The sequence below is a fragment of the Halococcoides cellulosivorans genome, assembly GCF_003058365.1.
GTDB classification, from domain to species: domain Archaea; phylum Halobacteriota; class Halobacteria; order Halobacteriales; family Haloarculaceae; genus Halococcoides; species Halococcoides cellulosivorans.
Genome location: NZ_CP028858.1, coordinates 687271 through 699671 on the forward strand (window position 1 = coordinate 687271; position 12401 = coordinate 699671).

Here is a 12401-nt window from a genome sequence, read left to right on the forward strand (position 1 = left end):
CGAGCCGCAAGGCCGATATGCGATGAGGGCGTAGCCTCTGGCGATGGCCGAAGTCGTCTTGGAGCTAGAGGCCGATCTTCTCGACGAACTCCAGTCAGCGGCTCTGGATCGAGGGTTCGATGGTCGGGGCGCGTACATTCGCTGGGTGCTCGAACACCACGCCGCGCTCGACCCGCCCGCTGGCGACCCGGCGGCGGATCTCGGACAGTCCTCGGAGCCGAGTCTCGACCCCGAGGCCGACGAATCGAACGTCGTGGTTCCCGAGGACACGACCGGTGCGGACGACGACGACGTCGCTCGCGCACTCGAAGAGATCGAAGACGAACTCGACGAGGACGACGAGGAGTGACCGTCGTCGACACGCGCGCGAATTAAGTGCCCATAGTGGCTAGGCTCGCCAATGACCGACGACGATGACTACGAGGACTACCGAAATTCGCTCGACGAGATCATCGACGGCGGCGGCTGTATGGAGGCTCTGGAGGCGACCGGCGAGATGCGATCCGAGCCGACTCGCAAGGACCTCCTGGGTGGGCCGACCGACGGTGTCGCGACCACGGACCCCGCCGACGACGCGCTCGCGGAGGTCGACGCCGACGAGGCGACCCGAACGTTGCGCGCTCGCTATGACTCCCTCGACGCGCTCCGCGAGACGCTCCGGGCGACCGTCTCGAACGACGTGCTCGACGCGCTGAAGGTCGGGGGACGGGTCGCTGATCTCGCCCTCGACCCGCCGGTCTGCCTGAAGACGTTCAACGCCGAGGCGCCGGTCGGAGCGATGACGCTCGTCCCTCACGTGACCGACGAGGGCGCGATCGATCGGCTGATGACGCGCGTCAGCGACGACGTCGTCGTCCACGCGGTGCCCGAGACCGGCTACAGCTACGCGGTCGTCGGTGGGCTCGACGGCCAGGTGATCGACGCCGACGGCGTCCGAGAGCTGAGCGGCGAGCCCCTCGACGAACGGGTCACCGGCGTCGACTGCGACGAGGAGGTCGCGCTCACCACGCGATACGTCCAGCGCGAGACTGCCGACGGTGTCGTCGTCGAGACGACCTGCGAAGCTGTCTAGGTCGGCACGTTTTAGGGCCCGGCCCTGTTCGGCCGAGACATGGCCGAGGACAACGCAGACGACCCCGCAGAGAGCGAAACCGAGACCGACGACGACGAGCAGTCCTTTCGCGAGCGCGTCGAGGAGATTCGCCAGGAGCGCGCCGAAGAGGGCGACGGCGAGGGCCCGCCCGGCATGGCCGACGCCCCCGGCGGCATGGGCGGTGGGCCCGGCATGGGTGGCGGCGGTGGCAACCCGTTCGCGCAGATGATGAGCGGGATGATGGGTGGCGGTCCTGGCGGCCCCGGCGGCCGACCCGGCGAAGAGAACGAGGGCTCCGAGGGCGTCGAACGCGAACTTCGCAAACTCCGTGACGAGGTCCACGACCTGCGCCGGTCTGTCGACCGGATCGCTGACGCACTCGACGACTGACCCGGGTCGCTGGTGGGCCGGTTCCACGAACATTTTTTCGGGGCCGACGACGCGGCCAGCGACGCGACTCGTGGTCACTCGACGCACGCGTCACGACGGTCAGTGAGCGTCGTGACTGCTCGCCGGCGGGGGAAGCCGTCGGTCGGGCCGGGCTACTCCTCGTAGGCCAGATTCATCAGCCACTGCGTGAACCGGTCGGTCCGCTCGTCGATGTTCTCCTCACCGACGAACGGCGAGAGCATGTCGCCGGCCATCAACAGCGAGAAGTCCAGATCGGCGGCCGTCGGCGCCAACAGGTACGTGTTGTGGCCGTCGTACACCGTCTCCTCGCGGTCGATGAGGTCCCGGTCGACGAGTGTCTGGGCGATCCGACTGCCGGTCCGCGAACTCACGTCCAGTTCCTTCCAGAACTCGCTTTGGTGGATACCGCCGCTCTCGCGGACGAGTTCGAGCCCACGGCGTTCGTCCTCCGAGAGGTCCTCGGGCGTCGCGCTCATGGCTGGCGGTGGGACACCGGCGCGGTTAAAGGTGACCCTCGGGCGCCGCGATGTCGCGAAATTGCGTCCGGCAGGGTGGGCCGTCGGCGTACCGAAACGTGGCGTCGGACCCCAGTGCGATCAGCGACGAGGACCGCGTTCCGAACCCGTCGCCGTGGACACACGCCCCGACGTGGTGGTCTGCGAGCCACTCGCTCGCCCGATCCAGCCACTCGCTGGCGCGCTCGGTGGGCCGGGCGGTCAACGCGTCCCGAAGCGTCTCTGCGACGCGCATCTGTCGTCGACTCGCCGCCGGCCGATCTCGTGAGGCGGCATAGGTGCCGTCCGCGCCGACGTTGACGACGACGTGGACGCCGCGCGCGAGCGACCGGACCCGGAGACGGCCGGTCCACTCGATCAGGACGGCTCGCTGCCGGTCGGCCATCAGCATGCTGAACGGGGCGAACGCGCGGCGATCGAGGTCGCGCTCGACGGTCCGCAGCGCCGCGGCGAGCGTCGGTTGGGCGAGGGCATCCGCGACGAGGCGGCCACGCGAGCGGTCGCCCGCAGGCCCATCGGTCCACCGGTTCGCGAGAGCGACGACCAGCCCCGCCGCGGAGGACCCGATCCAGGTGCCGCCCGCCTCGCGGTCGCGCGGGGCCACGACGACGGGATCGGACCCGCGCGCTCGCGGCGGCTCTGCGGGGCGGTCGAGCGCCTCGTCGCGGTTCGCGGCGACCGCGACCGCCGCGTCCGCCAGCACCCGGTGGGCGCAGACGATCGTACACACGTCCGGACGTGCGCGCGCCGGTGAGAAAAAACTCGCCCCGGTGATCGATCCCGCCGAGGATTCGTTGTCCCCAACGAATATTTTACTGCGTCTCCTGGTGGAACTGTGTCACGTGGTCGACGCCGGGCCGAACGGGTCCTCGAACACTCGCCAACGGCTCAGATCCGTCTGAACGACGGACAGATCGAGTACGCCAACCGGGCCGCTCGTGAGTTGTTCGAGCGGTCGGATCTGGTCGGTGAGCCACTGGGTGTCGCCGTCGACCCGCCCGACCGCGAACGCGTCCGGACCGCGCTCGACGACTGTGTCGATCGGGCGTCACTCTCTTTTCGAACGCCCGACGGCCGTCGGATCGACAGCGAATGGCGACGCACCGACAGGGGCGCACTCGTCGGGAGTCTCCGCGACGTGACCGACCGACACGAGCGACGGGCGGACCTGGAACGGGACAGTGCGATCCTCGATAGCCTGTTGGCGGGCCTGCCGATGTCGATCTACGTCAAAGATCGCCGGAGCCGACACGTCCGCGTCAGCGACGACATGCTCTGTACGAACCCCGAGTCGACGATCACCGGCCCGGCGGGCAAGGCCCACCACCACACTGCCGACATCGTCGGGAAGTCCGATTTCGATCTGTACGACCCCGCGTTCGCTGCCGCGGCGGTCGCTGAAGACCGCGTGGTGATGGCGACCGAGGAGTCGATGATCGACGAACTCGCGGAGTCGACGACGAACCTCGGTGAGACCATCATCACGCGCACGAGCAAGGTCCCCCGATACGACGCCGAGGGCAACGTCGTCGGCATCGTCGGCGTCACCCGGGACGTCACCGAGCGCGAACAGACCCGGCGTGACCTCGAACGGCAGAACGACCGCCTCGAAGCGTTCACCGAGGTGCTCGCTCACGACCTTCGGAACCCCCTCGAAGTCGCCCGGGGGAACGTCGATTTACTCGCTGAGTCGGTCGATCACGCTGCCGTCGGGGCCATCGGCCGGTCGCTCGACCGGATGTCCGAATTGATCGGTGAGATCCACTCGTTCGTCCTGGAGGGCCGGACCGTCGACGACCCCAACGCGGTGGCTCTCGCATCCGTCGCACACCGGGCCTGGGACTCCGTCGCGACCGACGGCGCGACACTCGACGTGCGGACGACCCGAACGATTCGGGCCGACCCCGACCGTCTCGTTCGACTGCTGGAGAACCTCTACCGGAACGCGATCGAACACGGGACGACCGACGGGTCGGTCACCGTCGCCGTCGCGGACCTGCCCGACGGGTTCGTGGTCGTCGACGACGGTCCGGGCATTCCGGCCGGCGAGCGCGACCGGGTGTTCGAGCGTGGCGTGAGTACCCGATCCGGGAACACCGGGTTCGGACTCGCCATCGTCGAGACCATCGCGTCCGCTCACGGCTGGTCGGTCGGTCTCACGGCCGATCCGCCGGTCGAACTCGGGGGTGCGGCGGTCACGATCACCGGCGTCGTCCGCGTGGAAGACTAGAACAGATGGACCATCGCGACGGCGACGTTGCTCAGGACGATCACGCCACCGAAGGCGTTGATGCCCAGAAACCACCCGCGCCAGGCCGGGACCGTCTCGACGACCGGACGCATCGCGAGCAAGACGAGGCCGACGATCAGGACGACGGCCGCTTTCGTCGCGATCATCAACATCGGGTCGTGGATCAACAGCGCCCGGATGAGCGGGTTCGCTTCGAGTGCGAAGGTGCCCGACGCCGCCGACGCGACGAGTGTCGAGACGACGTCACCGAAGCCCCAGATTATCACTATCGATACGACGAGTTCGCCGTAGTCGGGCCACTTCCACTCGATCGGGACTCGGTTGTTTGTTAAGCTCATCCTTCCTACCCTCTCTGTTCTCTCGCATCCCTCATTAAGTCGCTGTTCCTGTTATTGATACTAATTTTCCACGGTGGGGGGCCTGAATCCTCCGAGCGGATCGGTGGCGAACCGCGGCGTTTTTGACACCGACCGACCTACGTGACCACATGACATGTGCTCGGTGCGGGGGCCCACTGGAGACGTTCGAACTCGGGGGACGACGGGCGGTCGTCTGTGCGGACTGTGGGTACGTGGACACGGCCGTCGGGCACGAACCGGCGCGCAACGGCGACGAGGAGTCCTGGGATCGGGCCATCGAACGGTTCATCGAGAAGTTCGGAGACACTGTCGAGTGACGAATCGAAACCACAGTCGGTAAACCGAACTGACGCGTACGACCGCTATGAATTCGGTCAGTGTCATCGGCTGTGGAAACATGGGGAGTGCCCTGATCCGCGGCCTCGCGGACACCGAGTACACAGTGACGGCGTGTGACGTCGACGAGGCAGCACTGGAGGCCGTCGCCGGAGCTGCCGATCGAACGACCGCGGACATCGACGAGGCGGCGGCAGCCCCGCTGGTCGTGCTCGCGGTCAAACCCGACGTGATCACGACCGTCCTCGACGCGCTCGACCTCTCGGCCGACCAGACGCTGTGTTCGGTCGCCGCCGGCGTCGAGACCGACGTGCTCGCCGCGCGGACCGATGCGACGGTCTGTCGGTTGATGCCGAACCTCGCGGCGGAGTACGGTGAGATGGCCGCCGCGATGACGCCGCCGGGCGTCGACGACGCGCGCGCGGTGTTCGCGTCACTCGGCACGGTCGTCGAACTCGACGAGGAGTTGATGCATCTCGCGACGGCGATCAACGGCAGCGGGCCCGCGTTCGTCTTCTATCTCATCGACGCGATGCAGACGGCGGGCGTCGAGGGCGGGATGGACCCCGACGACGCGCGGGCGCTGGCCACCCAGACGTTCCGTGGCGCGGCCGAGACGATCCAGCGGTCCGATCGCCGCATCGAGGCGTCGATCGACGCGGTCTGCTCGCCCAACGGCACGACCATCGAGGGAATGCACGTGCTCTGGGACGGGGACTGTGCCGACCAACTCCAGTCCGCGATCACCGCCGCCGAGCACCGCTCGAAAGAACTCGCCGCGGAGGTCGACCATGAGTGAGTTCGACGCGAGCGTCGACCCCGAGGTCGTCGAACGGACACGCGAGCGGGCGGCGAGCGCCGATCGCGTCGTCGTCAAGGCGGGCACCAACTCCCTGACCGACGCCGATTCGAATCTCGACGACGACAAACTCGACAAACTGGTCGACGACATCGCGGACCTTCGAAATCGCGGCCGCGAGGTCCTGTTGGTCTCCTCGGGTGCGATCGGCGCAGGCCACGGGCGCGTCGAGGCCCCGACCGACACCGTCGAGGCCGCCCAGGCGCTGTCGACGGTCGGCCAGAGCCACCTGATGCGCCGCTACACCGAGAGTTTCGAGCGGTACGATATGACCGTCGCGCAGGTGTTGGTCACGCAGGCGGACATCGACGATCCAGAGCGGTTCACGAACTTCCGGAACACGATCGAGACGCTGTTCGAGTGGGGTGTCGTCCCGATCGTCAACGAGAACGACGCGATCGCGATCGAAGAGATTCAGATCGGTGACAACGACATGCTCTCGTCGGCGGTCGCGATGGGTGTCGACGCGGATCTGCTGGTGACGCTCACCGACGTCGACGGCGTCTATACGGGCCATCCCGATCGCGATCCCACCGCCCGGAAAATCGCAGCGGTCGGTGAAAATTACGCCGAGGTCCAGGATCTCGTCCAGGACAGCGCGACCGACGGGTTCGGGGGGATCATCACCAAAGTCGAGGGCGCGCGTCGCGTGAACGAACACGGGATCCCCGCGGTCGTCGCTGGCTCTGCGGAGCCCGACGTGCTGGATCGGATCGCCGACGGGGAGTCGGTCGGGACGATCTTCGTGCCCGTGAACGGGGAGTAGGTCTCGTTCTCGGGGGTTCGGTTTGAACAATGTTTCCCGTCCATTTGCCAGTGTACAGATAAACATGAGAGTAATATTTCGGTATAGACCATCTGTAGAGGTCATTTGAAGCCAATAGATCCGTTTTGGGAATCTCACGAGAATTGTGTAGCTGGGTCTGGATAGATCTATAGTTTCGGACGATCACAGAACTGAACGCGACGATTATGCGCCATCCGCCACTCTCAATACTCTCATCGAGTCTTACACTTGTCGGCATATTATCAAAATATTTAGGTTGTTGACAACATCTGTTGATGAGTATGTCCGGAACTACTGAATCTCGTGGTGAACGATGGTCGCTACGGATAGGGGCATTAGCTTTAATTATACAGTTGATGTTTTTTCAGAATAGTTTTGGCTTGATCCCCGAATTTGGACTCCCGAGTCCTCTCGCTGATTTCCTCGCAATCGGGCTATTGTCAATTGCAGTCGTTTGCTGCAGTTATTGGTTGTATCGACGCCTTCGGCGGATTTGAGCTTTTTCGAAAGGCATTCTGGGAGGCGTATATTGCATTAAAGTAATATATTTTTGAATATAATGGCTGATTGGGTGACCAAATACGGTCCGTCGACTGAAACTCGGACGGACGTGCAGGAAGTTCGCTTGATCGAGGTGGGGGCGCTGCTAGAGTTGCTCGAAACTCGCCTCAGAGAGCCAGCGTTCACGCTCGGACCGAGTGGGGCCGAGGAACCTGGTGTCCAGGACTTCTTCGCGGAAAGTGGAACCCTTTCGACGGCGGATGTTCAGGAACGACTTAGCCGATAAGCGCCCGCATCGGCTGCTGACTGAGTGATTGCACTGAGTCGGTTCCCTCACCGATCGGTGACGATTCGAAGCACGTCCTCGTCGCGGAGTTCGTGGTCGGGGCCGACCTGCTGGTCCTCGTGCTGGGCGCTCTCGCCCCGGACGCGGCCGAACTGGAACCCGTCCTCGAAGCGGCCGCTGAGTTTCGCACACGCGTCGCTCGTGCGGTCACAACGCCGCGAACACGATGCCGACGACGATCGACCCGAGTGCGAGGCCGAGATAGATTCCGGCTCGCGCGATTGGGCCACGGAGGAGCGACGGTCGACGGTCGAGAAACGTTTCCGGGGTCGCGTCGACGACGAACGCGTCCGGGCCGCCGACGACGAGGTCTCCGTCTCGCCGTTCGACGGTCCCGTGGACACAGCCGGTCGTGCCTGCCGGCACGTACCGCTGTTCGTATCTGACGACGCCTGAGCCCTCCGGTTCCGGGAGCCACTCCTCGGCCACGAACGCGCGTACGTCTGCCGGGAGGTCCTCGGGGGTGTCGTCGAACAGCAGGGAACTCCGATACCGGTCGGTGTGATCGCTCGTCGTGAGGACGTCGATCGCCTCCGGATCGACCGCGACCGACGTCGATTCGCCCTCGACGGTAAAGGGGGTCACGAGGGTCTCGTTCGAGTACGGGACCGCGTTGTCGCTCGGGCCGAGATAGACGTCCAGGAAGACGGCGACGCAGTCGCCGATCCCGATCGGGATGTCCAGCGGGTCTGGGGCGTCGAGCGTCCCGACGACGGTCGCTTCCTCGCCGGGCGAGACCGCCGACGGCGGCACCGGGGTCGTTGCCTCGATCCGGCGGCGGCGCCGATACTCGCGGTGCCCACGGCGCAGCTCTCGCCCTGCGAGATAGACCGCGGCGAGGCCGGTGGCGACGGCCACGATTCCGAGATACAGAAACATCTCACCACGTATTGTTCTGAGCGCCGACATAATGCTGACGGTTGCTCGTCAGCCTGACGCCCGGGCTCACCGATCGGTGACGATCCGGAGGACGTCTTCGTCGCGGAGTTCGTGGTCGGGCCCGACCTGCTGGTCCTCATGCTGGGCGCTCTCGCCGCGGACGCGCCCGAACTGGAACCCGTCTTCGAACCGCCCGCCGAGTTTCTCGCAGGCGTCTTCGACGGTGTCGCCCGCGCGGAGAATCAGCGGTTCGTCGTAGTCGACCCCGCGACCGGGCTTGTCCATGTAGATCCGGATCAGGCCGAGTTCCTCCCAGATCCGATCGGTCAGCCCGTCGAGACCGCGTTCGTCGGTCGCCGAGATGAAAATCGCCTCCTCGGGATCGACACCCACCTCGCGCAGATCCGCCTCGACGCCTTCGATCAGCCCCGGTTCGAGGAGGTCGGCTTTGTTGACCGAGACCAGCGAGGGGAGGTACTCACGGTTGTCCATCAGGCCGTCGATGAGTTCGTCGACGGTAATCTGCTCACCGATCGTGAGGACCGCGTTGACGTAGCCGTGCTCGCGGACGACGCTCTTGATCGTCTCCTCGTCGAGCTCCAGATCGACGGTCGCGTTCACCTCGATGCCGCCCTGCTGTTTGACTCGAATCGACACCCGCGGGGGCTCGGTGTCCAGCCGAACCTTGTTCGCATACAGTTCGTCGCGCAGGCGCTCGTACTGTTCGATCTCGAACGCCGAGAGCACGAACAAGACGAGATCCGCGGTCCGGACGACCGAGAGCACCTGGGTCCCGCCGCCGCGGCCGTCGGCCGCGCCCTCGATCAGGCCCGGCACGTCGAGCAACTGGATGTTCGCGCCGCGATACTGGAGCATGCCGGGGTTGACCGACAGCGTCGTGAACTCATACGAGCCGACCTCGCTGTCGGCGTTCGTGAGGGCGTTGATCAGCGTGGACTTCCCGACGCTGGGAAAGCCCACGAGCGCGACCGTCGCGTCGCCGGTCTTCTCGACGGCGTATCCGGGACCGCCGCCGGACCCCGACTGCTGGACTTCGAGCTTCTCTTTCTTTTCCGCGAGTTTGGCCTTGAGCCGGCCGATGTGCGCCTCGGTGGACTTGTTGTAGGGCGTGCTGGCGATCTCCTCTTCGAGTTCCCGGATCTCCTCCTCGAGCCCCATCGTCAGGCTCTCCGTCGGTCCCGATCAAAAACGTGTTCTTCGGGGCCGGTCCGGGTGTGGGCTCACGTGGACTCCCGAAATACCGATCGGACACGAAAAGAGGCGGCTCTACTCGTCGAGTTCGTCGAACAGCTCACGATCCTCTTCGATAATCCGACGAACTCGGGCTCGGAGGTCTCGTGAATCGTCGTCCGGCGATTCTTTCAACGTCGTAAATATCCCTATGCGGGCTGGGATAGAAAACGTTTGAACATCGAGCTACCGAGCCATCGGAGGTCTGCCCCTTTTCAGGACCCCGTCAGCCCGTGACGCCGTGCCCGTCGTTCGGTGGCCTTAAGTGAGGGGACGCGAACAGACAGTCACGCATCGTGCAGGGAGACCGGCTCCCGAGTCCCACAGCGGGCGTCAGTACCAGACAGCGCGTCGTGGTAGCCAAGCGGCCCAAGGCGCATGGTTGCTAACCATGTGGCGTGAAGCCTCCGGGGTTCGAATCCCCGCCACGACGGTTCACCACACCCACACATGAGTGCAGACAACCCAGACGCGGACGAGAGCGAGGACGAGGATCTTCGCTACTTCGTCCGGATCGAACAGACAGACCTCGACGGGACGAAATCCGTCGAGCGTGCCCTTTCGGACATGGACGGCATCGGCCGTCGGGCCGCTCGACTCATCGCCGACGAGGTCGGCATCGACCGACGCGAGACGCTCGGCCGGCTCGAAGACGACACGATCGAGTCGATCGTCGATCACGTCGAGAACTTCGCTGACCACGTCCCCGAGTGGATGGCCAACCACCAGAACGACTTCTTCTCCGGTGAGACGACTCACGAGATCGGCAACGACCTCGAACTCACCCGACGACAGGACGTCAACCGGATGAAGATGATCGACTCCTACAAGGGCGTTCGCCACAAGCGCGGCCAGAAGGTTCGTGGCCAGCGCACCAAATCGACGGGCCGGTCCGAAGGGACGATCGGCGTCAACGTCGAGGCCATCAAGGAAGAACAGGCCGAGATGGAAGCCGCAGAGGAGGATGACGAATGAGCCTCGGATCCAACACCGCCTTCTACGAGACGCCGAACCACCCGTTCCAGGGTGAACGCATCGCAGACGAGAGCCGTCTCGTCGGTGAGTACGGGCTGAAGAACAAACAGGAGCTCTGGCGCGCCCAGTCCGAACTGCGTGGCTACCGCCGCGAGGCCCGAAAGCTTCTCGGCCGGTCGGCCGACGAACGCGAGGCCGAGGAGTTCCTCAGCCGGTTGAAGCGGCTGGGCATCCTCGACGAGCAGGACAGTCTCGACGACGTCCTCTCGCTCGAAGTGACGGACGTGCTCGAACGCCGCCTCCAGACGGTCGCCTACCGGAAGGGCCTGGCGAACACGATCGATCAGGCCCGACAGTTCGTCACCCACGGTCACGTGACGATCGAGGGCCAACGCCAGACGCGTCCCTCCCGGAAGGTCGCCGTCGCGGAGCAGACTCTCGTTTCGTTCGACGAGCACAGTCCGCTCGCGGACGAACTCCACCCCGAACGTGCGGAGGAAGCCTGATCATGTCCGACTCACGATGGGCGGTCGCTCACGTACACGCATCGTTCAACAACACCATCATGACTGTGACTGACCTCACGGGCTCGGAGACGCTGGCGAAGTCCTCCGGTGGGACCGTCGTCAAGCAGAACCGCGACGAGGCCTCGCCGTATGCCGCGATGCAGATGGCCGAGGAAGTCGCCGAGAACGTCCTCGCGCAGGGCATCGACGGCGTCCACGTCCGTGTCCGCGGCCCCGGTGGGAACGAGCAGACGAACCCGGGTCCGGGCGCGCAGGCCACGATCCGGGCACTCGCCCGTGCGGGCCTGGAGATCGGTCGAATCGAAGACGTGACCCCGATCCCGCACGACGGGACGCGCAGTCCGAAATCGAGCGGGTTCTAGCATGGCCGAGTACGACGTCACGTTCATCGAGCACGACCACGATCGCGCCCGGTTTCTCGTCCGGGGCATCACGCCCGCGTTCGCGAACGGCATCCGCCGCGCGATGGTCGCGGACGTGCCCACGTTCAGCGTGGACACGATCCGCGTCATCGAGAACACCAGCGTGATGTTCGACGAGCAGATCGGCCTCCGTCTGGGGCTGGTCCCGCTGACGACCCCCGAGTCGGGCTACGTCGAGGGTGACACCGTCACGCTCTCTCTGGACGTCTCCGGGCCGGCGACGGCCTACTCGGGCGATCTGGTCTCGACGGACGAGGCGATCGTGCCGGCCAACGACGAGATTCCGGTCATCGACCTCAAAGAAGACCAGCGGATCGAACTCGAAGCCGAGGCGGTGCTCGACTCCGGGCGGACCCACGCCAAACACCAGGGTGGCGTCGCGGTCGGCTATCGACACCTCCAGCGTGTCGTCGTCGAGGGCGACCGGGAGGCCTACGCCGACGACGAACGCCAGATCGTGCGCGGCGTCGTCGAGGACGACGGCGAGTTGATCCCGACCGAGGAGTTCGATCACGACCTGACCGAACTGTACCCGGACAAAGCAGTCCACGTCGAGGACATCGAGAACGCGTTCGTGTTCCACGTCGAGACCGACGAGTCGTTCTCGGCGGAACGCCTGGTGCTCGACGCCGTCGAATCTCTGGGGAATCGCGCGGACCAATTGAACGACGCAGTCCAACTGTAAGATGACTCACCACACCCCCGAGACGACCGGCGCTGCCCGAGACGGTGCGAGCGTCGCGTCCGTCCCGACCGAAAGGGGTATGTGGGTCGATCGGAAACCAATCGATGCGCGCAGGGATAGCCAAGTCAGGCCAACGGCGCAGCGTTCAGGGCGCTGTCCCGTAGGGGTCCGCAGGTTCAAATCCTGCTCCCTGCACTTTTCAGG

General features: G+C 65.4%; 17 protein-coding genes and 2 tRNA genes. 13 read left to right on the top strand and 6 right to left on the bottom strand.

The window, feature by feature from the left end; genetic code table 11:
• Positions 1 to 43: 43 nt before the first annotated feature.
• The 3 genes from HARCEL1_RS03270 to HARCEL1_RS03280 are packed head-to-tail and all read left to right on the top strand — an operon-like array spanning position 44 to position 1483.
• Positions 44 to 349 carry a hypothetical protein gene (locus HARCEL1_RS03270; RefSeq protein WP_108381173.1) on the top strand — a complete coding sequence of 102 codons (306 nt, stop codon included), beginning with the start codon at positions 44 to 46 and terminating at the stop codon, positions 347 to 349.
• Positions 350 to 400: 51 nt separating this feature from the next.
• Entirely contained in the window at positions 401 to 1072 is a 672-nt protein-coding gene (locus tag HARCEL1_RS03275; protein ID WP_108381174.1) for a hypothetical protein, read from the top strand.
• Positions 1073 to 1111: 39 nt separating this feature from the next.
• Positions 1112 to 1483 (top strand): hypothetical protein, encoded by a 372-nt coding sequence (locus HARCEL1_RS03280; RefSeq protein ID WP_108381175.1) that lies wholly within the window; start codon positions 1112 to 1114, stop codon positions 1481 to 1483.
• Positions 1484 to 1635: 152 nt separating this feature from the next.
• Here the strand turns inward: HARCEL1_RS03280 and HARCEL1_RS03285 are convergent, their stop codons facing one another.
• Positions 1636 to 1980 carry a helix-turn-helix transcriptional regulator gene (locus tag HARCEL1_RS03285; protein ID WP_108381176.1) on the bottom strand — a complete coding sequence of 115 codons (345 nt, stop codon included), beginning with the start codon at positions 1978 to 1980 and terminating at the stop codon, positions 1636 to 1638.
• A gap of 25 nt (positions 1981 to 2005) precedes the next feature.
• The gene (locus tag HARCEL1_RS03290) at positions 2006 to 2749 is read right to left on the bottom strand and encodes an NRDE family protein (RefSeq protein ID WP_108381177.1); all 744 of its coding nucleotides are present in this window, start codon (positions 2747 to 2749) and stop codon (positions 2006 to 2008) included.
• A gap of 105 nt (positions 2750 to 2854) precedes the next feature.
• Between HARCEL1_RS03290 and HARCEL1_RS03295 the strand changes: the two genes are divergently transcribed.
• On the top strand, positions 2855 to 4249 hold the full coding sequence (locus HARCEL1_RS03295) for a sensor histidine kinase (protein WP_108381178.1): 1395 nt from the start codon (positions 2855 to 2857) through the stop codon (positions 4247 to 4249).
• On the opposite strand, the gene HARCEL1_RS03300 is transcribed toward HARCEL1_RS03295, so the two are convergent.
• Positions 4246 to 4608 (bottom strand): DUF5658 family protein, encoded by a 363-nt coding sequence (locus HARCEL1_RS03300; RefSeq protein ID WP_108381179.1) that lies wholly within the window; start codon positions 4606 to 4608, stop codon positions 4246 to 4248. The two genes, HARCEL1_RS03295 and HARCEL1_RS03300, sit on opposite strands and share 4 nt — an antisense overlap.
• A gap of 149 nt (positions 4609 to 4757) precedes the next feature.
• On the opposite strand from HARCEL1_RS03300, the gene HARCEL1_RS03305 reads away from it, so the two are divergent.
• From HARCEL1_RS03305 to proB, 3 genes are read left to right on the top strand one after another with little or no spacing between them, the layout of a single operon-like run.
• Positions 4758 to 4946, top strand: coding sequence for a hypothetical protein (locus HARCEL1_RS03305; protein ID WP_108381180.1), 189 nt, complete (start codon positions 4758 to 4760; stop codon positions 4944 to 4946).
• 47 nt (positions 4947 to 4993) lie between these two features.
• Positions 4994 to 5764 (top strand): pyrroline-5-carboxylate reductase, encoded by a 771-nt coding sequence (proC, locus tag HARCEL1_RS03310; protein ID WP_108381181.1) that lies wholly within the window; start codon positions 4994 to 4996, stop codon positions 5762 to 5764.
• Complete coding sequence (proB, locus tag HARCEL1_RS03315) at positions 5757 to 6590, top strand: glutamate 5-kinase (RefSeq protein WP_108381182.1); 834 nt, start codon at positions 5757 to 5759, stop codon at positions 6588 to 6590. The genes proC and proB overlap by 8 nt, the downstream gene beginning before the upstream one ends.
• Positions 6591 to 7445: 855 nt before the next feature.
• On the opposite strand, the gene HARCEL1_RS13935 is transcribed toward proB, so the two are convergent.
• The 3 genes from HARCEL1_RS13935 to HARCEL1_RS03330 form a co-directional block, all read right to left on the bottom strand.
• Complete coding sequence (locus tag HARCEL1_RS13935) at positions 7446 to 7688, bottom strand: TGS domain-containing protein (protein WP_394337425.1); 243 nt, start codon at positions 7686 to 7688, stop codon at positions 7446 to 7448.
• Complete coding sequence (locus HARCEL1_RS13715; RefSeq protein WP_233357394.1) at positions 7606 to 8337, bottom strand: hypothetical protein; 732 nt, start codon at positions 8335 to 8337, stop codon at positions 7606 to 7608. Before HARCEL1_RS13715 ends, HARCEL1_RS13935 begins: the two co-directional genes overlap by 83 nt.
• A 66-nt stretch (positions 8338 to 8403) precedes the next feature.
• A complete protein-coding gene (locus HARCEL1_RS03330; RefSeq protein WP_108381185.1) occupies positions 8404 to 9516 on the bottom strand; it encodes an OBG GTPase family GTP-binding protein in 1113 nt (370 codons plus the stop codon).
• Positions 9517 to 9938: 422 nt separating this feature from the next.
• Between HARCEL1_RS03330 and HARCEL1_RS03335 the strand changes: the two genes are divergently transcribed.
• The 6 genes from HARCEL1_RS03335 to HARCEL1_RS03360 all read left to right on the top strand — a co-directional run bounded on the left by HARCEL1_RS03335 (position 9939) and on the right by HARCEL1_RS03360 (position 12392).
• Positions 9939 to 10021, top strand: a tRNA-Ser gene (locus tag HARCEL1_RS03335).
• A gap of 17 nt (positions 10022 to 10038) precedes the next feature.
• Entirely contained in the window at positions 10039 to 10563 is a 525-nt protein-coding gene (locus tag HARCEL1_RS03340) for a 30S ribosomal protein S13 (RefSeq protein ID WP_108381186.1), read from the top strand.
• Complete coding sequence (locus tag HARCEL1_RS03345) at positions 10560 to 11069, top strand: 30S ribosomal protein S4 (RefSeq protein WP_108381187.1); 510 nt, start codon at positions 10560 to 10562, stop codon at positions 11067 to 11069. The genes HARCEL1_RS03340 and HARCEL1_RS03345 overlap by 4 nt, the downstream gene beginning before the upstream one ends.
• 2 nt (positions 11070 to 11071) lie before the next feature.
• Positions 11072 to 11452: a 30S ribosomal protein S11 gene (locus tag HARCEL1_RS03350; RefSeq protein ID WP_108381188.1), complete on the top strand. Its 381-nt coding sequence runs from the start codon at positions 11072 to 11074 to the stop codon at positions 11450 to 11452.
• A 1-nt stretch (position 11453) separates the two neighbouring features.
• Entirely contained in the window at positions 11454 to 12197 is a 744-nt protein-coding gene (locus HARCEL1_RS03355; protein ID WP_108381189.1) for a DNA-directed RNA polymerase subunit D, read from the top strand.
• 110 nt (positions 12198 to 12307) lie between these two features.
• A tRNA-Leu gene (locus tag HARCEL1_RS03360) sits at positions 12308 to 12392 on the top strand.
• The last annotated feature ends 9 nt before the right edge of the window (positions 12393 to 12401 follow it).